Annotated in this window: 22 protein-coding genes; 10 read left to right on the top strand and 12 right to left on the bottom strand. The window is 71.1% G+C overall.

The window, feature by feature from the left end; translation table 11 throughout:
* Positions 1-11: 11 nt before the first annotated feature.
* Genes OG985_RS14710 through OG985_RS14700 form a run of 3 tightly spaced genes read left to right on the top strand, consistent with a single transcriptional unit; the run spans position 12 to position 2,106 of the window.
* Complete coding sequence (locus OG985_RS14710; RefSeq protein ID WP_371668779.1) at positions 12-977, top strand: AraC family transcriptional regulator; 966 nt, start codon at positions 12-14, stop codon at positions 975-977.
* Positions 878-1,801, top strand: coding sequence for an AzlC family ABC transporter permease (locus tag OG985_RS14705; protein WP_371668778.1), 924 nt, complete (start codon positions 878-880; stop codon positions 1,799-1,801). The genes OG985_RS14710 and OG985_RS14705 overlap by 100 nt, the downstream gene beginning before the upstream one ends.
* A complete protein-coding gene (locus tag OG985_RS14700) occupies positions 1,798-2,106 on the top strand; it encodes an AzlD domain-containing protein (protein ID WP_371668777.1) in 309 nt (102 codons plus the stop codon). The genes OG985_RS14705 and OG985_RS14700 overlap by 4 nt, the downstream gene beginning before the upstream one ends.
* Before the next feature lie 48 nt (positions 2,107-2,154).
* Here OG985_RS14700 and OG985_RS14695 read toward each other — a convergent pair whose 3' ends face one another.
* A complete protein-coding gene (locus OG985_RS14695; RefSeq protein WP_371668776.1) occupies positions 2,155-3,099 on the bottom strand; it encodes a hypothetical protein in 945 nt (314 codons plus the stop codon).
* A gap of 80 nt (positions 3,100-3,179) precedes the next feature.
* Between OG985_RS14695 and OG985_RS14690 the strand changes: the two genes are divergently transcribed.
* Entirely contained in the window at positions 3,180-3,374 is a 195-nt protein-coding gene (locus OG985_RS14690) for a DUF3046 domain-containing protein (RefSeq protein ID WP_371668775.1), read from the top strand.
* Between the two features lie 60 nt (positions 3,375-3,434).
* On the top strand, positions 3,435-4,748 hold the full coding sequence (locus OG985_RS14685; protein WP_371668774.1) for an AI-2E family transporter: 1,314 nt from the start codon (positions 3,435-3,437) through the stop codon (positions 4,746-4,748).
* A 277-nt stretch (positions 4,749-5,025) separates the two neighbouring features.
* Here OG985_RS14685 and OG985_RS14680 read toward each other — a convergent pair whose 3' ends face one another.
* On the bottom strand, positions 5,026-5,847 hold the full coding sequence (locus OG985_RS14680) for a hypothetical protein (protein WP_371668773.1): 822 nt from the start codon (positions 5,845-5,847) through the stop codon (positions 5,026-5,028).
* A 347-nt stretch (positions 5,848-6,194) separates the two neighbouring features.
* Here OG985_RS14680 and recA point away from each other — a divergent pair, with 347 nt between their 5' ends.
* Together recA and recX are read left to right on the top strand one after the other, a co-directional pair.
* Positions 6,195-7,322 carry a recombinase RecA gene (recA, locus tag OG985_RS14675; protein WP_371668772.1) on the top strand — a complete coding sequence of 376 codons (1,128 nt, stop codon included), beginning with the start codon at positions 6,195-6,197 and terminating at the stop codon, positions 7,320-7,322.
* A gap of 3 nt (positions 7,323-7,325) precedes the next feature.
* Entirely contained in the window at positions 7,326-8,192 is an 867-nt protein-coding gene (gene recX, locus OG985_RS14670) for a recombination regulator RecX (RefSeq protein ID WP_371668771.1), read from the top strand.
* A 5-nt stretch (positions 8,193-8,197) separates the two neighbouring features.
* Here recX and OG985_RS14665 read toward each other — a convergent pair whose 3' ends face one another.
* The 8 genes from OG985_RS14665 to OG985_RS14630 form a co-directional block, all read right to left on the bottom strand.
* Positions 8,198-8,605 (bottom strand): rhodanese-like domain-containing protein, encoded by a 408-nt coding sequence (locus OG985_RS14665; RefSeq protein ID WP_371674374.1) that lies wholly within the window; start codon positions 8,603-8,605, stop codon positions 8,198-8,200.
* A gap of 191 nt (positions 8,606-8,796) precedes the next feature.
* Positions 8,797-9,324, bottom strand: coding sequence for a cysteine dioxygenase (locus OG985_RS14660; protein ID WP_371668770.1), 528 nt, complete (start codon positions 9,322-9,324; stop codon positions 8,797-8,799).
* A gap of 84 nt (positions 9,325-9,408) precedes the next feature.
* A complete protein-coding gene (locus tag OG985_RS14655) occupies positions 9,409-9,480 on the bottom strand; it encodes a putative leader peptide (RefSeq protein WP_309544753.1) in 72 nt (23 codons plus the stop codon).
* Positions 9,481-9,577: 97 nt separating this feature from the next.
* A complete protein-coding gene (locus OG985_RS14650; RefSeq protein WP_371668769.1) occupies positions 9,578-11,224 on the bottom strand; it encodes an FAD-dependent monooxygenase in 1,647 nt (548 codons plus the stop codon).
* A 173-nt stretch (positions 11,225-11,397) separates the two neighbouring features.
* Complete coding sequence (locus tag OG985_RS14645) at positions 11,398-12,303, bottom strand: amino acid ABC transporter permease (RefSeq protein ID WP_371668768.1); 906 nt, start codon at positions 12,301-12,303, stop codon at positions 11,398-11,400.
* A complete protein-coding gene (locus tag OG985_RS14640) occupies positions 12,300-12,968 on the bottom strand; it encodes an amino acid ABC transporter permease (protein WP_371674373.1) in 669 nt (222 codons plus the stop codon). The genes OG985_RS14645 and OG985_RS14640 overlap by 4 nt, the downstream gene beginning before the upstream one ends.
* Positions 12,969-13,085: 117 nt before the next feature.
* On the bottom strand, positions 13,086-13,928 hold the full coding sequence (locus tag OG985_RS14635) for a glutamate ABC transporter substrate-binding protein (RefSeq protein ID WP_371668767.1): 843 nt from the start codon (positions 13,926-13,928) through the stop codon (positions 13,086-13,088).
* Between the two features lie 60 nt (positions 13,929-13,988).
* Positions 13,989-14,765: an amino acid ABC transporter ATP-binding protein gene (locus tag OG985_RS14630; RefSeq protein WP_371668766.1), complete on the bottom strand. Its 777-nt coding sequence runs from the start codon at positions 14,763-14,765 to the stop codon at positions 13,989-13,991.
* A 285-nt stretch (positions 14,766-15,050) separates the two neighbouring features.
* Here OG985_RS14630 and OG985_RS14625 point away from each other — a divergent pair, with 285 nt between their 5' ends.
* A complete protein-coding gene (locus tag OG985_RS14625) occupies positions 15,051-15,737 on the top strand; it encodes a response regulator transcription factor (protein WP_371668765.1) in 687 nt (228 codons plus the stop codon).
* A gap of 9 nt (positions 15,738-15,746) precedes the next feature.
* Entirely contained in the window at positions 15,747-17,129 is a 1,383-nt protein-coding gene (locus OG985_RS14620; RefSeq protein ID WP_371668764.1) for an ATP-binding protein, read from the top strand.
* 40 nt (positions 17,130-17,169) lie between these two features.
* On the opposite strand, the gene OG985_RS14615 is transcribed toward OG985_RS14620, so the two are convergent.
* Positions 17,170-18,165 (bottom strand): TAXI family TRAP transporter solute-binding subunit, encoded by a 996-nt coding sequence (locus OG985_RS14615; RefSeq protein ID WP_371668763.1) that lies wholly within the window; start codon positions 18,163-18,165, stop codon positions 17,170-17,172.
* 86 nt (positions 18,166-18,251) lie between these two features.
* On the opposite strand from OG985_RS14615, the gene OG985_RS14610 reads away from it, so the two are divergent.
* Positions 18,252-18,656, top strand: coding sequence for a MazG nucleotide pyrophosphohydrolase domain-containing protein (locus OG985_RS14610; protein ID WP_371668762.1), 405 nt, complete (start codon positions 18,252-18,254; stop codon positions 18,654-18,656).
* 76 nt (positions 18,657-18,732) lie between these two features.
* Here OG985_RS14610 and OG985_RS14605 read toward each other — a convergent pair whose 3' ends face one another.
* On the bottom strand, positions 18,733-20,124 hold the full coding sequence (locus OG985_RS14605) for a hypothetical protein (protein ID WP_371668761.1): 1,392 nt from the start codon (positions 20,122-20,124) through the stop codon (positions 18,733-18,735).
* Positions 20,125-20,162: the final 38 nt, after the last annotated feature.

The raw sequence follows: 20,162 nt of genomic DNA, 5'->3' as shown, positions 1-20,162 counted from the left end.
GAATTGACGACATGACGGGGTTGGGCACGGAGCGGGCGCGGCACTGGCAGTACGCGGAGCTGCCCGGTGTCGATCTGCTGCGGGCCCGGTACGTCCGCAAGACGTTCGTGCGTCACACGCACGAGAACTTCGTGATCGCCGCCATCGCCGACGGTGTCGAGGTCTTCCACCACCGGGGCGCCGACCAGTACGCCGGGGCGGGAGCGCTCGCACTCGTCAACCCGGACACTCCGCACACGGGCCGGGCCGGTGTGCCCGAGGGCTGGCGGTACGGAGCCGTGTACCCCTCGCCGGAGGTGGTGGCCGAGATCGCGGCCGAGACCACCGCGATCCGGGGCACCCCGGGATTCGTCCGGCCGGTACTCGACGATCCGTACACGGTGCGTCTGGTGCACCAGGTGCTGCGGGCCGCCGACGAGGGCAACGCCCTGGCGGCCGACACGCTCCTGCGGATAGCCGTGACCAGGCTGCTCCGACTCAACGGCGGCCCTCTTCCCCGCCGGGACGTACGGACCTCCGGGGCCCGGACGGCGGCACGCGCGCGTGCCGTACTGGAGGAGCGGATGGCCGCGCCGCCTGCCCTGGAGACGCTCGCCGCCGATCTGGGGACAGGACCGTTCGCCCTGTTGCGGGCCTTCCGGGACGCGTACGGCATGCCACCACACGCCTGGCTGACGGATGCCCGGGTACGGCGGGCGAGGCGGCTGCTGGACGCGGGGACGACGCCGGCGGAGGCCGCCGTCACCGTGGGGTTCACCGACCAGCCGCACCTCAACCGCCACTTCTCCCGGATCGTCGGCGTGCCTCCGGGGTCCTATCAGCGCGAGCGCAAGAACGTACAAGACGCGCGCGGCCGACTCCTCCTACCGTCGGACGAGTGGCAGAACAGACAGCTCTCGCAGACGCACGCGCCGACGACGGAGGACGACCGGACGCGGCCGTCGTACGCGACGCCCTCGGAGTCGGAGTCGCCGTAGGGCTGTCCGGGTTCGCCTTCGGGGTGACCTCGGCGGGCAGCGGGCTCACGCTGCTGCAGACCTGCGCGCTCAGCCTCCTGGTGTTCACCGGCGCCTCCCAGTTCGCCCTGGTGGGAGCGCTCGCGGCCGGCGGCAGTCCGCTCACGGCGGCCGCGGGCGCCTTCTTCCTGGGCGTGCGCAACGCCTTCTACGGGCTGCGCCTGTCACAGTTGCTGGCCCTCCCGCGCGCGGTGCGCCCGTTCGCCGCCCAGTGGGTCATCGACGAGACGACGGCGGTCGCGCTGGCACAGCCCGACCGGCGTGGCACGCGGATCGGGTTCGCCGTGACGGGACTCAGCCTGTACGTGCTGTGGAACCTCACCACGCTGCTCGGTGCCCTGGGCGCCGAAGCCATCGGGGACACGGCCACATGGGGTCTGGACGCGGCCGGGCCCGCCGTCTTCCTGGCACTGCTCGCGCCGATGCTGAAAACCGTCACCGAGCGGGCTGTCGCCGGCCTCGCCGTTGTGCTGGGGCTCGGTCTGCTGCCCGTCCTGCCCGCAGGAGTGCCCGTCCTGGTGGCCGCTCTCGCGGCACCGGCCGTCCTGTGGGCCCAGGGTCGCCGGGCGAGCGGGACACGGACATCGTCCGGCGACGCCTCCGACGGAGGGCAGCGAGAACCACACCACGGGCAACCGGACGAACACCGGGAACAACAGCAGGACGTGCCGGAGGCGGAGCACGCGGAAGACGTGAAGGACGTGGACGAGATGGACGGCGTGGACGGCGCGGACCACAGGGATCACGTCGACCACGCGGACGACGCACAGGGGGAAGACCGTTGAACACCTGGATCGCCATCGGCGCGACCGCCCTCGGTTGCTACGCCGTCAAACTCGCCGGACTGCTCGTGCCCGCGGGTGCCCTCGAGCGGCCTCTCGTCAGACGGCTCGCCGCGCTGCTGCCCGTCGCCCTGCTCGCCGCACTCACGGCCCAGCAGACCTTCGCCGACGGCCGGACACTGGTGCTCGACGCACGGGCCGCGGGGCTCGCCGCGGCGGCCGTGGCGCTGCTGCTGCGTGCCCCCTTCCTGGTCGTCGTCGCGGCCGCGGTGGCGGTCACAGCCGGCCTGCGGGCCCTCACGGGCTGACTCGTCGGACCGAGCCGGCCCGCTCCGGCCGGTTCTCCACCCGGGCGGTCAGCCGAGGAAGCGGCCGTGCGCCCGCAGGGTGCGCAGGGCGTCGATCGTCACCATGGGGCGTGCTTCCAAGGAGGTGCCCGGCGCCCACTGGCGCCAGCGGACCGGCCAGCCGCCGTCCTCCTGCTGCTCGCTCGCGAGGTGGTCCAGCGAGCGCGCCATCTCCTCGTCCGTGAACCACGCGCGCGCGAGAGAGCCGGGCCGGCGCGCGTAGTCGTGCGGGAAGTGGTGCTCGCCGGGGGCGTAGCCCGGCGCGACCGGATACGCGTCGAGGCGGTCAGGTTCCAGGGCCGCGAGACGGTGCTCGCGCACCAGCCGGCCGAGACGGTCGGCGACCGCCTCCGCGCGCGGGCGGTCGGGAGCGGAGTCGAGGAAGGCCACGGCGGCCTCGACCTCGTACGGGTGGGACTCCTCCAGGCGCTCGATGGCCTGCCAGCAGAAGTCCGTGGCGCGGAAGAGCCAGGCGTGCCAGACCTCGTTGCGGTGCAGCAGGCCGACCACCGGCCCGGTGGCCAGAAGATCGCTCGGCGGGTCGTCCACGATCGGAAGGAAGGGCGCCATCGGATACCCGCGCTGGCTCGGATGGATGGCCGGCAACGCGCCGTCCGGCGTGGACACGGAGGTCAGATACCGGCACACACGGTCCACCCGCTGTCCGCCACAGCGCCCGACGGCGTCCAGGATCCGCAGGGCGTGCGCGGTGTGCAGCGGCTGGCTGACCGGGCCGCGCAGGTCCGGCTCCAGCGCGTGGCCGTACCCGCCGTCCTCGTTGCGGTAGGCGTCCAGCGCGGTCTCCACCGGATCGGCGCTCGCGTTCAGGAAGTGATACGCGAACAGCCGCTGCTCGAGCACGCGCGCGGTGAGCCAGACGAAGTGCTCGGCGTGGGAGAGCGGGGAGCGCGCCGGGGGCGTCTGGGGGAGTGGGGAAGCTCCAGTTTCGGCCATGCGTCAGACCGTAGGACGGAAAGCGGTCTCGGCAAGGGGTCCCGGGTCAGGCCCACTCTCAGGGGCGGGATACTGGACGCATGCGGTTGACGGTCTTCTGGCAGCGGATGGCGGAGCACTTCGGTCCGGGGTACGCCGACACCTTCGCGCGCGACCACGTGATGACGGATCTGGGCGGGCGCACGGTGCACGAGGCGTTGGACGCCGGCTGGGAGGCCAAGGACGTGTGGCGGGTGGTCTGCGCGGCCATGAACGTTCCGGGTGAAAAGCGCTGACCGGTAACGAAGATCGCAGGACGGGAACTGATTGTCGGTCGCGTGGGCGAGACTTGCACCGTGGCACCCACTGACGACGCCGGGCAGACAGCCCCACCCGCATCCCCGTTCGGTACGACGCCGCCCACCCGGCCCCCGGCCGACGGCGCCGCCGGGCCCAACGCCCGCATGCCGCGCTGGCTGCCGCGCGCCATGGTGCTCGCGCTCGCCCTCATCGCCGTCTTCCAGCTGGGCAGTTGGGCCTTCCACCAGCTCACCAGCCTGCTGATCAACATCCTCATCGCGTTCTTCCTGGCCCTCGCCATCGAGCCCGCGGTGAGCTGGATGGCCTCGCGCGGCATGCGCCGGGGACTCGCCACCGGCCTCGTCTTCCTTGCTGTGATGATCGCTGCCGCGGGCTTCGTCACCCTGCTCGGCTCCATGCTCGCCGGCCAGATCATCAAGATCGTCGAGGAGTTCCCGAACTATCTCGACTCCGTCATCAATTGGATCAACACGCACTTTCACACCGAGCTGAGACGGGTCGACATCCAGGAGGGGCTGCTCCGCTCCGACTGGCTGCGCAACTACGTGCGGAACAGCGCCACCGGCGTCCTGGACGTGTCCACCCAGGTTCTCGGGGGGCTCTTCCAACTGTTGACCATCACGCTGTTCTCGTTCTACTTCGCCGCGGACGGTCCGCGGTTGCGCCGGGCGGTCTGCTCCGTCCTGCCGCCCGCGAAGCAGGTCGAGGTACTGCGCGCGTGGGAGATCGCCGTCGACAAGACCGGCGGTTACCTGTACTCGCGCGGCCTGATGGCGCTCGTCTCCGGAGTGGCGCACTACATCCTGCTGCAGGCCCTGGGTGTGCCCTACGCGCCCGTGCTCGCCGTCTGGGTGGGTCTGGTCTCCCAGTTCATCCCGACCATCGGCACGTATCTCGCGGGCGCCCTGCCCATGCTGATCGCCTTCACCGTCGACCCCTGGTACGCGCTCTGGGTGCTGATCTTCGTCGTGATCTACCAGCAGTTCGAGAACTACGTGCTGCAGCCCAAGCTCACCTCGAAGACCGTCGACATCCACCCCGCGGTCGCCTTCGGCTCGGTCATCGCGGGCACCGCCCTCCTCGGCGCGGTGGGCGCGCTGGTCGCCATCCCGGCGGTCGCCACGCTGCAGGCGTTCCTCGGGGCTTACGTGAAGCGGTACGAGGTCACCGACGATCCCCGCGTCCACGGACACCGCAGACGCGCGTCAGGTCCCGGCCCGCTCGCCCGCGCGCGACGGCTGTGGGAACGCAGAGCGGGGGCGCAGGACGCCGAAGCGGGCTCCCGGCCCGGGCCGGAGGACCCGGAGGCGGGCTCCCGGCGCGGGACCGAGGACCCCGAGGACGACTGACTTCTGACTAGGGGCGGGGCGACGGGGGATGCGCGGATCGCGACCTGTTCACGGATGGTCGGTGCGCAACCGGTCCTTGTGAAGGCGGCCTTTCCCCATGCGGCCTTTCCCCCTGCAGTCTTTCCGGATGCGGTCCTCGTGGATGCAGCCCCTGCGTGAGTCGGGCACGCGCTGGTGGACACGTGCGGGTGGTGAGCATGCGCGGGTGGTGGGCACGCGGCGGGTGGCGGGCACGCGCGGGTGGTGGGCGATGCGCGAGTGAGTGGTGCGCCTGTGGTCAGTACGTGAGCACGGCCCAGACTCCGGCTCCGACGACGGCGGCCACGTAACACCCGACCGCGGCTGCCACGATCCGCCGTCGGACCGTCTCGGTCCAGGACGTGCGGGACAGCAGCCAGGCCAGCACGGGCAGGACCAGCACGGCGTGCAGGCTGACCCCGTGCAGCGGCTTGAGCGCGGCGGTCGAACGGTACGCCGCCTCCTGGTGGCCGGTGCGGGTGAGCACGACACCGCGCGCGATCATCGCGGCGCCCGAGGCCAGCGCGACGAGCAGGATCGCGAACCCGGACCGCACCGCGAGCGCCATCCCCTCGGGTCCCGTCGGACGGTTCCGGAACGACGCGACGGCGAGCAGGGTGAGCAGTGCCACGAGGACGCCGCCGCCCACCGCGAGCGTCATGGACACCACCGTGTCGAAGGGTGTCTCCATGTCGAGGTGCGAGGGCACCCCGCGCCAGGCCTGCAGGGTGATGCCGCCGACCTCCACGACACAGTCGGCGGCGAACACGGTGAGCAGCAGGGCACGGAGCCTCGGCTCGATCCGCAGAGAGGACGTGACCCAGGTGACGGCGATCAGTGTCACCCCGAAGGAGAGCCCGAACGTCACCGGTTTGCGCCAGGAGACGGGCCCGTCCCAGGGACCACCGTCGACCGCGAACACCAGAAGATGCGCGAGGCCGGAGAGGATCAGGACCAGGCCGGTCGCGTGGCAGAGCCGCGACACGGCCGGCCGGCGCGGTGTGGTCGGTTCCGTGGGGCGGTCTGTCGCGGCAGGGGTGTGTGTGGTTCGCCCGGTCGTCGCGGTCCTCTCGTTCTCCATGGTCAGAGCGTCGCCGAAACGCCTGGTGCCGTCGTCGTCCGGTCGGAGTCACCCGCTGTACGCCGCGGGGAGTAGCGGGGCGACAGCCGGTGGGGCGTGGGGAATCCGGCTCGTTGTCGGATGGCGGACGTAGTCTCGGAGGTGCCGCGTGGTGCGCTTGACACGAAAATCGAACATCCATTCTTATGGAGGCTCCGGCAAGGCTCCCGGTGGGCGTTTCGCCACGGTTTCGCCGGAGCTGCGCCCGAGTTATCCACAGGCCGGACGGGCGTCGGGGCCCATTGTCAGTGGCAGGCGTTAGCGTCTTTGACGTGAAGCGATCGACTCAAGCAAATCGGGTGGAACCCATGGCAGGAACCGACCGCGAGAAGGCCCTGGACGCCGCGCTCGCACAAATTGAACGGCAGTTCGGCAAGGGCGCCGTGATGCGTCTCGGTGAGCGGCCGAACGAGCCCATCGAGGTCATCCCCACCGGGTCGACCGCACTCGACGTCGCCCTCGGTGTCGGCGGCCTGCCGCGCGGCCGTGTGGTGGAGGTGTACGGCCCGGAGTCCTCCGGTAAGACGACACTGACGCTGCACGCGGTGGCGAACGCCCAGAAGGCCGGCGGCCAGGTGGCCTTCATCGACGCGGAGCACGCCCTCGACCCCGAGTACGCGAAGAAGCTCGGCGTCGACATCGACAACCTGATCCTGTCCCAGCCGGACAACGGCGAACAGGCCCTGGAGATCGTGGACATGCTGGTCCGCTCCGGTGCCCTGGACCTCATCGTCATCGACTCCGTCGCCGCGCTCGTCCCGCGGGCGGAGATCGAGGGCGAGATGGGCGACAGCCACGTCGGTCTGCAGGCCCGTCTGATGAGCCAGGCGCTGCGGAAGATCACCAGTGCGCTCAACCAGTCCAAGACCACGGCGATCTTCATCAACCAGCTCCGCGAGAAGATCGGCGTGATGTTCGGCTCCCCGGAGACCACCACCGGTGGCCGGGCGCTGAAGTTCTACGCCTCGGTCCGACTCGACATCCGCCGCATCGAGACGCTGAAGGACGGCACGGACGCGGTCGGCAACCGCACCCGCGTCAAGGTCGTCAAGAACAAGGTCGCCCCGCCCTTCAAGCAGGCCGAGTTCGACATCCTCTACGGGCAGGGCATCAGCCGCGAGGGCGGCCTGATCGACATGGGCGTGGAGAACGGCTTCGTCCGCAAGGCGGGCGCCTGGTACACGTACGAGGGCGACCAGCTCGGCCAGGGCAAGGAGAACGCGCGCAACTTCCTGAAGGACAACCCCGACCTGGCCAACGAGATCGAGAAGAAGATCAAGGAGAAGCTGGGCGTCGGCGTACGGCCCCAGGATCCGGCCGCGGAGCCGGGCACCGACGCCGCGGTCTCCACCCCCGCGGACGACGCCGTGAAGACGGTGCCGGCCCCGGCGGCGGCCAAGACGGCCAAGACCAAGGCCGCGGCGGCCAAGAGCTGATCCGTGACACGGCGAACCGACTGGGCCGAGTACACCGCCTACCCGGGTGCCCCGCAGGAGCGGGGGAGCGAAGAGCGCGGGGGCTTCGCCCGGGACGGCGGCGGTGGGCCCGACGGCGGCTCGAGCCGCGGTGAAGCGGCGGACCGCCGCCCGGAGGAAGACGCCGGACGGCACCACGGTGACGAAGCCTCCGGCCTGTACCCCGAGGAGGGGGCGGGCAGTGGCGATCGGCTCCGTGGGGACCGTAGGTCACGCGGCGAGGGCGGCCCACGTGGTGGGCGGGGGCGTCGGCGACGTGACTTCGGGGAACCGTCCGGTGAGGACGGAGGCCCCTCCTCCTCGTCGAGGGCCGAGAAGGGGGAGCCCCCAGGGGACCCGGTCGAGCGGGCACGGGCGATCTGCCTGCGCCTGCTCACCGGGACCCCGCGCACGCGGAAGCAACTCGCGGACGCGCTGCGCAAGCGGGAGATTCCGGAGGACGCGGCCGAAGAAGTGCTGTCGCGGTTCGAGGAGGTCGGCCTGATCAACGACGGGGCCTTCGCGGAAGCCTGGGTGGAGTCCCGGCACCACGGCCGGGGACTGGCCAGGCGCGCGCTGGCACAGGAACTGCGGACCAAAGGTGTCGACTCCACGCTGATCGACGTGGCCGTCTCGCAGCTCGACTCCGAACAGGAGGAGGCGACGGCGCGAGAGCTCGTCGCCCGCAAGCTGCGCTCCACCCGGGGCCTCGACCGTGACAAGAGGCTGCGCCGCCTCGCCGGCATGCTCGCCCGCAAGGGCTACTCCGAGGGCTTGGCCCTGCGCGTGGTCCGGCAGGCACTGGAGCAGGAGGGCGAGGACACGGAGCACCTCGGGGACGGCGGGTTCTGACTCGGCTACGACGCCACCGGCAGCCCCGCCGCCTTCCACGCCTGGAAGCCGCCGACCAGGTCGGTGGCCCGATGCAGCCCCAACTGGTGCAGGGACGCGGCGGCGAGGCTGGAGGCGTATCCCTCGTTGCAGATCACGACGACGCGCAGGTCGTGGCTCGTCGCCTCGGGAGCGCGGTGGCTGCCCCGCGGGTCGAGGCGCCATTCCAGCTCGTTGCGCTCGACGACGAGGGCGCCGGGAACGAGGCCGTCGCGCTCACGCAGGGCCGCGTAGCGGATGTCGACGAGGAGCGCCTCACCGCGCTGAGCGGCCGCGTACGCCTCCCCCGGCTCGATCCGCTCGTAGCCCGCGCGCACCCGGTCCAGCAAGTCGTCGATCCCCGACGGCGGTTCGCCCACGCCGCTCGCCGCCACCGGAGGTTCACCTCCACCGCCGACCGCCGCCGCCGGGCCGCCGGTGGCGCCCGCCGTCTCTGCGTCAGTCGCCGCCACCGGGCGTCCGTTCCTCTGGCTCACTACCGTCACCTGGTCGTCGCGGCCGCTTGCCGGCACGCGCTGCTCGCCCGGTCCGCTCGCTGTTGTCGCCGGTCGTCGGCTCGCGCCGCTCACTGCCAGTCCTCCGGGCGTTCGACCTGCTCCAGGCGCAGGATCGGGCCGCTGCGGCTGTAGCGGCGGATCTGCGGCAGGGGTGGGTAGTAGGCGTGGACGGAGACGGCGTGGCGGTCGGGGGACTCGTTGAGCACCTCGTGCACGTGGTGCCGGCCGAAGGCGCGCCCCTTGCCGGGCGGCAGTCGGCGTTCGCGGTCCACGCCGTCGCTGAGCTCCAGGGTCTTCCAGCCGTCGGCGGGCAGCCGGGCGGCGAGCGAGTTCTCCTTGAGCTCACCCGTCGCGGTGATGAAGGCGCCGACCGACTCGGCGTGGTCGTGCCAGCCGGTGCCCGTGCCGGGGGGCCAGCCGATCAGCCAGGCCTCGCTGCCGCCGGGCCCCTCCAGCCGTACCCAGGTGCGGCCCTCGGGGTCGAGCGGGAGTGAGGAGACGAGTTCGGTGTCGGCGGCCGTACGCCGTACGAAGTCGAGGAGGTCGGCCTGGGTCGGCGCGGAAACCGCGACGGACACAGCGGGGGATGAAGACACGGGCACCGTCCTGAGGAGCGTTCGCGAGCACGCGCGGCAGCAGGAAAGCGGCGCGCGGGCCAAGAAAAGGAGAGGGATGCGAATTCAGCAGGACGGGCGACACACGCAGCCCGCATAGCGGACGAGGTCCATATGGACCCTCCGCCACAGGCGCACACAGGTGTCGGTCACGATCCGGAGTACACCATGGTGGCGGAAACCGGTCAACTCACCGTCACTATGTGGACAGTCCGGTGACGGTGAGTAGGGCGGTTCAGTGGGAACCGGCGGTAGCCTCCGCCCCGGTCATGGCCGGTCCGCCGAGGGTGGCCTCCGCCGCCGCGTACAGATCGGCCGGGCGTACGCCGGTGAGCGCCGTGACGAGGTGACCGTCGGGCCGGACGAGCAGGACGGTGTGCGGGGCGGCTCCGGGGTAGGTCTCGGCGACCAGCAGTTCGGCGGGGTGCGGCAGGGCTGTGACGGCTGCCGCGAGCCGGGGCATGATGCCGGCGGTCACCCAGTGCTTGCGCTCCCACACGCCGGTGCCCGGCGCGATCAGCACCACGAGCAGCGCGCCGCGGCCGAGCCGGTCCCGCAGCGGTACGAAGGAGCCGTCCTCCGCCGTGACCCGCACGTCCGTGACCGGGGCGCCGGGCAGGGTGTCCACGGGGGTCTCACCCTCGAGGTCTTGGGGTGCGAGCGGCGAGTCGGCGTACGCCCCCGGCGTGCCCAGGACGCCGCGCCCCAGGTGACCGTCCGCGAACAGCGCGTCGTTGCCCTTGGCGGAGCCGCGGACGTACGACAGGGGGCCTCCACTGCCCCGCAGCACGGGCAGCGCCTGGTCGGCGGCGCGCAGCCGCCCGGCGACGATCGCGCGGCGCTCCGCCTGGTAACTGTCGAGGAGTGCCTCGTGCGGCCCGTGGTGCCAGGTCAGGGCCAGTTTCCAGGCGAGGTTGTCGGCGTCCCGCAGCCCTTCGTCGAGCCCCTGGGTGCCGAGCGCACCGAGCAGATGGGCCGCGTCCCCGGCCAGAAAGACCCGGCCCACGCGCCAGCGCCGGGCCAGCCGGTGGTGCACGGTGTGCACGCCGGTGTCGAGGAGTTCGTACGGCGGTGTGGTCCCCCCGCTCCAGCCCGCCAGCGTCTCCCGGATGCGGGACACCAGCAGCTCGGGCGTGACCAGGTCCTTGCCCGGCGGCAGCAGCCAGTCCAGGCGCCACACGCCGTCGGGCAGCGGGCGCCCGGTGACCTCCCCGGCCGACGGGCCTGCTGTCCGCCACGGCGGCATCCGGTGGAGCAAGGCCTCGCCGGGCCAGGGGAGCTCCGTGCGCAGGGCGGCGACGGCGTGGCGCTCCACCGCCGTACGGCCCGGGAAGCGGATGTCCTGGAGCTTGCGCACGGTCGAGCGCGGGCCGTCGCAGCCGACCAGATAACTACCGCGCCACCAGGTGCCGTTGGGGCCGCGGGTGTGGGCGGTGACGCCCGAGGGCTCCTGCTCGACCGCGTCGAGCCGGCTGTTCACGGCGACCTTGACGAGCCGCTCGGCGGCCAGCGCCCCGCGCAGGATCCCGGTCAGCACGTGCTGGGCGATGTGCAGGGGCGCGGGGTCGGTGTGCGGGGAGGTGACGGGGTCGGTGTGCGGTGCGCCCGGGTCCGTGACGTCGAACGTGATCTCGCGCATCACCTGTTTGCGGCGCATCGACCGCCATCCGGCCCAGCGGGAGCCGGCCTCCGCGAGTGACACGCCCGTCAGCCGCTCGACGAGGGCGGCGGTGTCCTCGCGCAGGACGACGGTTCGGGCCGGGCGGGGTTCGTCCTTGCCCGGGCCCTCGTCGAGGACGACGCACGGCACCTCCTGGCGTGCCAGCGCGAGGGCGAGCGTGAGCCCGACGGGCCCCGCCCCGACGACGATCACCGGGTCCACGGCGCGGCGCCCCCTGCCCGCGGTGACGTCCGGTGGGACGTGGGTGAACAGGAAGTTGGAGCAGGGTGCACGATCACAGAACGTATGCAACCCATTGCCGCTGCTTGCGTCAAGCGACGGAGGCAGTGGCGATCATGCCACTGCCTCCGTGTCTCATGTCACTTGACTGATCATCAGATCCCGCCGCCGGCACCGGACCCGAAGCCGCCGCGCACCGCCGCGGGGTTGACTTCCACCGTGTCCTCGCTGAGGACCGCGCCCGTGCTCTTCTTGCTGCGCCGCAGCCGCGCCTCGAGCCAGCTGGCGAAGCTGGTGAGGATGAAGTTCAGGATGATGAAGATGATCCCCACCACGATGAAGCTGGGGACGACGTTGGCGTAGTTGGCCGCCAGCGTGCTGCGCTCGTTGAGCAACTCGGGATAGGCGAGCATCACGCCGCCCAGCGCGGTGTCCTTCACGATGACGACGAGCTGGCTCACGATGGCCGGCAGCATGGCCGTGACGGCCTGCGGCAGCAGGATGCTGCTCATCGTCTGGCCCTTGCGCAGCCCGACCGCCATCGCGGCCTCCGACTGTCCCTTGGGCAGGGAGAGGATGCCGGCGCGGACGATCTCGGCCAGGACCGAGGCGTTGTAGAGGACCAGGCCGGTGACGACCGCGTAGAGCGGCCGGTCCTCGCTGCTGACGTCCGTGGAGCGGACGTAGAGCTCGTTGGCGAAGAGCATCAGCAGCAGCACCGGGATCGAGCGGAAGAACTCGACGATTGTGCCCGCCGTGCCCCTCACCCAGCGGTGGTCGGAGAGGCGCGCGATGCCGAAGACCGCGCCCAGCGGCAGGGCGATCACCATGGAGATCGCCGCGGCCTTCAGCGTGTTGACGAGGCCCGGCAGCAGATAGGTCGTCCAGGCCTGCGAGGTGGTGAAGGGCTCCCACAGGGCCCACTTCAGCTGGCCCTTGTCGTCCATGGTCTGCCAGATCCACCACAGGAACAGGGCGAACAGGACGGCGAAGCCCAGCGAGAAGAGCACATAGCGCCGCTTGGCGCGGGGGCCGGGAGTGTCGTAGAGAACGGAGCTCATCGCTTCACCGCCAGTCGCTTGCTCAGCCAGCCGAGGAGCAGCCCGGTCGGCAGAGTCAGTACCACGAACCCGAAGGCGAAGACCGCGCCGATGGCGAGCGTCTGGGCCTCGTTCTCGATCATCTTCTTCATCAGGGTGGCTGCCTCGGCGACACCGATCGCGGCCGCCACGGTGGTGTTCTTGGTCAGCGCGATCAGGACGTTGGCCAGCGGGCCGATGACCGCGCGGAAGGCCTGCGGCAGGATGATCAGCCGCAGCACCTGGCTGAAGCTCAGCCCGATGGCGCGTGCCGCCTCGGCCTGCCCGACGGGCACGGTGTTGATGCCGGAGCGGACCGCCTCGCACACGAAGGCGGAGGTGTAGCCGACGAGGCCGAGCACCGCCAGGCGGAAGCCCTGCACCTTGAAGTCGTCGGCCGCGCCCATCGTGACGCCGAAGATGTCGGCCAGACCGAGCGAGGAGAAGACGATGATGACGGTCAGGGGGATGTTCCGGACGATGTTCACATAGGCGGTGCCGAACCCGCGCAGGAGCGGGACCGGGCTGACCCGCATCGCGGCCAGCAGGGTGCCCCAGACCAGGGAGCCGAGGGCGGAGAGGGCGGTGAGTTTCACCGTCATCCAGAACGCCCCGAGGACGTCGTAACCATCAAGAAAGTCGAACACGATCTCCCGCGCTTCCGGGTGTGTGGCGTACGTGGAGGGCATGGGGCGCCGCCGCCCCGATCGCGACGGGCGGCAGCGCCCCATGGAATCCTGCGCTTGCTTGGCCGGAGCCCCGCGCTACGGGACGATGTTGCCGATCTTCGGCGCGGGCTCGCTCTTGTAGTTCGCCGGGCCGAAGTTCGTGTCGACCGCCTTCTGCCACGCGCCGTCGCTGACCATCTTCTCGAGGGCGGCGTTGATCTTGTTCACGGTCGCGGTGTCGCCCTTCTTGACGCCGACGCCGTAGTTCTCGTTGCTCAGCTTGAGACCGGCGAGCTTGAACTGACCCTTGTACTTGTCCTGCGCGGCGAAGCCCGCGAGGATCGAGTCGTCCGTGGTCACCGCGTCGACGGCGCCGCTCTGCAGGGCGGCGATGCACTCCGAGTAGCCGCTGTACTCCTTCAGCTGGGCCTTCGGGGCGATCTTGTCGTGGATGTTCTGCGCCGAGGTGGAACCGGTCACGGAACACAGCTTCTTGCCGTTGAGGTCCGTGGCCTTGGTGATGTCCGAGTCTTTCTTGACCAGCAGGTCCTGGTGGGCCAGCAGGTAGGGGCCGGCGAAGTCGACCTTCTGCTTGCGCTCGTCGTTGATCGAGTAGGTGGCCGCGATGAACTTCACGTCGCCGCGGGCGAGCGCGTTCTCACGGTCGGCGCTCTTGGTCTCGACGAACTCGATCTGGTCGGGCTTGTAGCCGAGCTGCTTGGCCACGTAGGTCGCCACGTCCACGTCGAAGCCGGCGAAGGACCCGTCCGGCTGCTTCAGGCCGAGGCCCGGCTGGTCGAACTTGATGCCGACCTTGATCTTGCCGCCACCGCTGGAGCCCGAGTCGGAGTCCTTGCTGTCGTCGCCACCGCACGCGGTCGCGGACAGGGCGAGGGCGAACACGGCGGCGGAGACGGCGGTGACCTTGCGGAGCTTCATGTTGAACATCCTTTGGGTGATGAAGGGATGCGGGCCGTCGGAGACGGAAGGGGCGGACGGTCAGTGGTGAAGGATCTTCGAGAGGAAGTCCTTCGCACGGTCGCTGCGCGGATTGCTGAAGAACTGGTCCGGCACAGCCTCTTCGACGATGCGACCGTCAGCCATGAACACCACTCGGTTCGCAGCCGATCGGGCGAAACCCATCTCATGGGTGACGACGATCATGGTCATGCCGTCACGGGCGAGCTGCTGCATGACCTCCAGCACCTCGTTGATCATCTCCGGGTCGAGCGCCGAGGTCGGCTCGTCGAAGAGCATGACCTTGGGATCCATGGCGAGCGCCCGCGCGATGGCGACGCGCTGCTGCTGGCCGCCGGAGAGCTGTGCCGGGTACTTGTCGGCCTGCGTGCCCACGCCGACCCGGTCGAGCAGGGCGCGGGCCTTCTCCTCGGCTTTGCTCTTGTCGGTCCTGCGGACCTTGATCTGGCCCAGCATCACGTTCTCCAGCACGGTCTTGTGCGCGAAGAGGTTGAAGGACTGGAAGACCATTCCGACGTCGGCGCGCAGCCTGGCCAGCGCCTTGCCCTCCTGGGGCAGCGGCTTGCCGTCGATCGTGATCGTGCCCGAGTCGGTCGTCTCGAGACGGTTGATGGTGCGGCACAGGGTGGACTTCCCGGACCCGGAGGGCCCGATGACCACGACGACCTCGCCGCGGGAGATCGTCAGATCGATGTCCTGGAGTACGTGCAACGCGCCGAAGTGCTTGTTGACGCTCTTCAGGACGACCAGTTCGCCGGTCGCGGCCATGTCTTCCTTGGCCACCGATACTTCGGTCATCGCTCTAGGGCTCCGTCCTCCTCGGTTGCGGAGGACACTAGTGATCCCGTCGGACCAGCGTCATTACATCTGAGGGGAATCTGAGCATCACGATCCGATAGCAATCGGACACGTGTTGTAGCACTTGTTGCCGGGCCGCGTATCGGCCGGGTAACGGAAGTCCGGCGCGACCGGAACCCACTTGACTCGTCGGCGTCCATCAGCGTGACTGCCTTGGTGCACGCGCGCGTGCTCGCGAGGTATACCCATGACCAGGGTACGACCGATGAACCGAAGGGGGCCGGGATGAGACTCCTCCTCGTTGAGGACGACAACCACGTCGCCGCCGCTCTGTCCGCGGTCCTGGCGCGGCACGGGTTCGAGGTCACGCACGCCCGCAGCGGCGAGGAGGCGCTTCAGGCGCTGGTACCGGAGGGCGCCGGCTTCGGTGTCGTCCTCCTCGACCTGGGCCTGCCCGACCAGGACGGCTACGAGGTCTGCGGCAAGATCCGCAAGCGCACCAGCATCCCGGTGATCATGGTCACGGCGCGCTCCGACGTCCGCTCCCGCATCCACGGCCTCAACCTCGGCGCCGACGACTACGTCGTGAAGCCGTACGACACGGGAGAACTGCTCGCCCGCATCCACGCCGTCAGCCGGCGCACCGTCCACGAGGACGCCGGAGCGGGCGGGGACACGGCGCTGCGCCTCGGTCCCGTCACGATCGAGCTGCCCACCCGCCAGGTCAGCGTGGACGGTGCGGTGGTCCAGCTGACCCGCAAGGAGTTCGACCTGCTGGCCCTGCTCGCCCAGCGACCCGGCGTGGTCTTCCGCCGGGAACAGATCATCAGTGAGGTGTGGCGGACCAGCTGGGAGGGGACCGGGCGCACCCTGGAGGTGCACGTCGCGTCCCTGCGCGCCAAGCTGCGCATGCCGGCCCTGATCGAGACCGTGCGCGGCGTCGGCTACCGGCTCGTCGCCCCGGCGGCGTAGCGGGTACGGGTGCGCACACGTCTTCTCCCGCTGCTCATAGTCCTGATGGCGGCCATGCTGCTCGCCCTCGGCGTCCCGCTCGCGGTCAGCGTGGCCGCCGCCCAGCAGCAGAAGGTGGTCGTCGACCGGATCGACGACACGGCGTTCTTCGCGGCCCTCGCCCAGTTCGTCGACGACACGCAGAGCGGCACCGAACGCCTGAAGACCCTCAGCAACGAACTCTCCAGCTACTACGAGGTCTACGGCATTCGCGTCGGTGTCTTCTACACCGGCGACACCCCCATGGCCAACGCGCCGGCCACCTGGTTCCTCCCCAGAACGGGCGAGGTGCGCGACGCCTTCAAGGAGGCGCTGCTCAGCCGCCGCAGCCAGGACCCGAAGCAGGTGTGGCCCTGGCAGCGCAACCGTCTCGTCGTCGCCTCGCCGGTCATCAGGGACGGCGACGTCATCGCGGTCGTCGTGACCGACTCGCCCACCGGGCCGATGCGTTCACGTACCCTGCGCGGCTGGCTGGTCGTCGGCGCCGGCGAGATCGCCGCGATGCTGCTGGCCGTCGGGGCAGCCCTGCGGCTGACCGGCTGGGTGCTCAGGCCCGTGCGCGTCCTCGACGCCACCACCCACGACATCGCCACCGGACGGCTCAAGTCCCGGGTCGCCGCCGCCGGCGGACCGCCGGAACTCCGGCGCCTGGCCCGGTCGTTCAACGAGATGGCGGACAACGTCGAGGACGTGCTGGAGCAGCAGCGCGCCTTCGTCGCCGACGCCTCCCACCAGCTGCGCAACCCGCTCTCGGCGCTGCTGCTGCGCATCGAACTGCTCGCCCTCGAACTGCCTGAGGATAATGAGGAGATCGCCTCGGTCCGCACCGAGGGCAAGCGACTGGCGGAGGTTCTGGACGACCTGCTCGATCTGGCGCTGGCCGAGCACACCGAGGCGAACCTCAGGGTCACCGACATCGGCGCGCTGACCGCCGAGCGCGTCGCCGCCTGGTCGCCGACCGCCGCGGCCAAGGGGGTCCGGTTGGTGGGCACCTGCCCGCCGACCACAGCCTGGGCCGACCCGGTCACCCTGTCCAGCGCCCTGGACGCGGTGATCGACAACGCGGTGAAGTTCACGCCGGAGGACGAGAAGGTCGAGGTCGTGGTCGCCTCGCAGGGCGGCACCTCGACCGTGGTGGTCACCGACAACGGCCCGGGTCTGACCGACGACGAGCTCGCCCGGGTCGGCGACCGCTTCTGGCGCAGCGGCCGCCACCAGAACATCAAGGGCTCCGGCCTGGGCCTGGCCATCTCCCGGTCTCTGCTGGCGGCGGGCGGCGGCTCGATCTCCTACGACCACCACGAGCCGCGGGGGCTGCGGGTGACGGTGGCGGTGCCCAGGTCGAGGCCGTGACGCCGCCCGGCGGGCACGGGCCGCGGCCGGGGCGCCGTCGCTACGGCTTGACCGACCGGTAGTAGCGCCGGGCGCCCTCGTGCAGCGAGAGCGGGGCGGTGTAGATCGCCGTGCGCAGGTCCACCAGCTGTGCCGAGTGGACGTGGGCGCCGATGCCGTCGCGGCTCTTGATCACCGTCCGGGTGATCCACTCGGTGAGCCGGGGATCCATGTCCTTGCGGGTCATCAGCAGGTTGGACACGGCCATCGTCGGCACCGTCTCGCCGTTCTGGACGGTGGGGTACGCCGACTCCGGCATGTTGGTGGCGCGGTAGTAGTGGGTGGCGGCGCCCTCGGTGTGCACCTTCGCGACGAGGTCGGCGTCGATCGGCACGAACCGGAAGGCGGTGGTCTCGGCGAGGGTCCTCAGGCCCTCCGTCGGCAGCCCACCCGACCAGAAGAACGCGTCGATCCCGTGCCCCACCAGCTTGGGACCGGTGTCGATGCCCTGCGACGAGGGCGTGATGTCCTTCTCCGGGTCGATGCCCGCCGCGCGCAGCACCCGCTCGGCGATCAGCCGTACGCCCGAGTCCCGCAGCCCTATGGACACCCGCTTGCCCCGCAGATCGGAGACGGAGTGGATGTCCGAGCCCGGCGGGATGACGAGCTGCACGTAGTCGTCGTACAGGCGGGCCACACCGCGCAGCCGGTCGGCGGCCGCCGGGTGACTCAGCTCGTACGTCTCCACCGCGTCGGCCGCGGCGATCGTGAAGTCGGCCTCGCCGTTCGCCACGCGCTTGACGTTCGCCTGTGACCCCTCGCTCGGCACCAGCTTCAGTTTCAGGTCCGGCATGTCCTTGGCGAGCTCCGTCTTCAGCCGCTCGCCGTACTCCTGGTAGACCCCGGCTTCCGATCCCGTGCTGAACTTGATCGTCCCGCTCGGCGGATCCTCGCCGAGCGGCAGCAGCCACCACAGCAGCAGGCCGAGCACGACGACGCCGGCGGCCGCGCCCTGCAGGGCCCGGCGCCTGCCGATACGGGGGAACACCTTGGACATGCGCGCGATCCTGCCAGCCCGCGGGCGGTGCTGGCCAGGCCGGGCTCGCAGGGGGCGCTGTCAGTGGTGATCGCTAGAGTCGCGGCATGAGTTCATCGCCCGCCGACCTGGTCCGTGAATTCCACCTCGCCACCGGGCTCGACGCCCGGAGCACGCCGACGGAGGTCTCCCCGGGACTCGCCGCCCACCGGGGCGAACTGCTCGCCGAGGAGGCCGCGGAGGTCGCCGAGGTGGCGGTCACCGGCCCGCTCGACCGACTCGCGCACGAACTGGCCGACGTCGTCTACGTCGCCTACGGCACGGCTCTGGTGCACGGCATCGACCTCGACGCGGTACTCGCCGAGATCCACCGCTCCAACATGACCAAGCTCGGGCCCGACGGCCGCGTGGCCCGGCGGACGGACGGCAAGATCCTCAAGGGCGAGCACTACCGGGCGCCGGACGTGTCCGCGGTGCTGCGCCGCCAGGGGTGGGCCCCTGACGGCGCCTGACGTGCGGGACGTGACGGCGTCCGCTGTGGCTGTGGCGTCCGCTGCCTGGGACTTGCGGCCGCGTTCGCCTGCGGCCTCACGCCTGTGGTGTGCCGCCGCTCGCGAGCTTCCACTCCCGGTTCAGCGCACCCAGCGGGATGCTCCGCTGGAACACCGGCGTGCCGAAGACGGACAGCTGGAGACGCAGGGTTCCACTCAGGTCCACGCCCCCGTACACGGCCCAGGCGGCGTCGGCGGAGTCTGTCGTCACCCTGCCCGAGGCATCGGCACGGACGTACGGTGCCAGGTCGGCGGTGACGCCCACGGCGCCGTACAGACCGACGGAGGCCTCCGCGCCGAGTGCCGCCTTCACCTTTCCGGCGGCGGTCACGGAGGTCCGCACCGGCGTGCTTGTCATGTCCGCGCTGCTGACCGGGGTCCAGCCCCGATCGGGGCCGAAGGTCCCGCCCGCGGCGAAGTCGCCCTTGAGGTCCTGCTCGACGTCGACGGTGACGGTGCCGTCGGCGCTGACCTGGAAGTAGCAGGTCAGGTCGAGGTTCACGACGACGGGGAGCGGGCCGACCTGGAGTACCGGGTCGGCGTGCAACTTGGCGAACGGGATCCGCAGCGGGGTTGTGGTCGAGGCGGCCGCGCGTCCCTTCAGGGCCCAGCCGGAGGTCCAGTCGCCGGACACGCCCAGGTAGGCCGAGTCGGGTGCGGCGCCGGTGCCCTGGCCGCCGTACCGGAAGTCGACCTGCGGGGCGACCTGGACGTAGCCGGACACGGACGCGTCGGCCGACGCGGGGGCGCCCGGGGCGGTGGCGACGTCGGCCCGTACGTCGAGCCGCAGGCTGCCCAGCGGCACCTCGGCTCCCTCGGGTCCGACGTGGACGTCACCCGCCTTCGTCCAGGAGACGTCGACGTCGGGCAGCAGTGTGTCGACGTCGAAGGCGGCGGGATCGACCGGCACCGTTCCGCGCGCGGTGTCGTCGCCGAGCAGGGCGTCCAGGGTGGCGGGCGCGGTCTGCACCTCCGTGCCGGCGTCGGTCTCGCCGACCACCTTGGTCACCTTGGCGAGCAGTCCGCGCGGGGCACCGGGTGCGGGGGTGCTGGCGATGACGTCGCCGACGGCCGCTGGACGCGGGGTCCGGGTGGCGCCGGGGGTCGGCGACGAACTCGCCCCGGATTCCGGCGAGATGACCGCACGCCGGGTCTTGCTGTCGTACGAGCTGACGGAAAGCGTCGTCGGACGGGCTCGGCCGCCGGAGCCGCCGGGGCTCGCGGTGGCGGTCGCGGTGCCGGCGGAGGCAGCCGCGACGGTGAGCGGGCGGTCAGTGGCCTCGGGTGCCTGACTGGTACGGGTCCGGCTGGGCTCCGAGGCGGGGCGGTGGGCCTGCGCCGCGGGCGAGGAACAGCCCGCCGCGAGGAGGAGGGCGGTCACGGACAGGGCGGGCAGCAGGGCACGCGTGTGCCCCTTGCGTCTGCGCAAGGTCGGTCCTGAGGGTGGGGGGTGACAGGGAGATACCC

Origin of the sequence: Streptomyces sp. NBC_00289 (assembly GCF_041435115.1) — a bacterium.
Classification (GTDB): Bacteria; Actinomycetota; Actinomycetes; order Streptomycetales; family Streptomycetaceae; genus Streptomyces.
The sequence above is the reverse complement of the archived record's forward strand: the minus strand, read 5'-3'. Positions and strand labels throughout refer to the sequence as shown.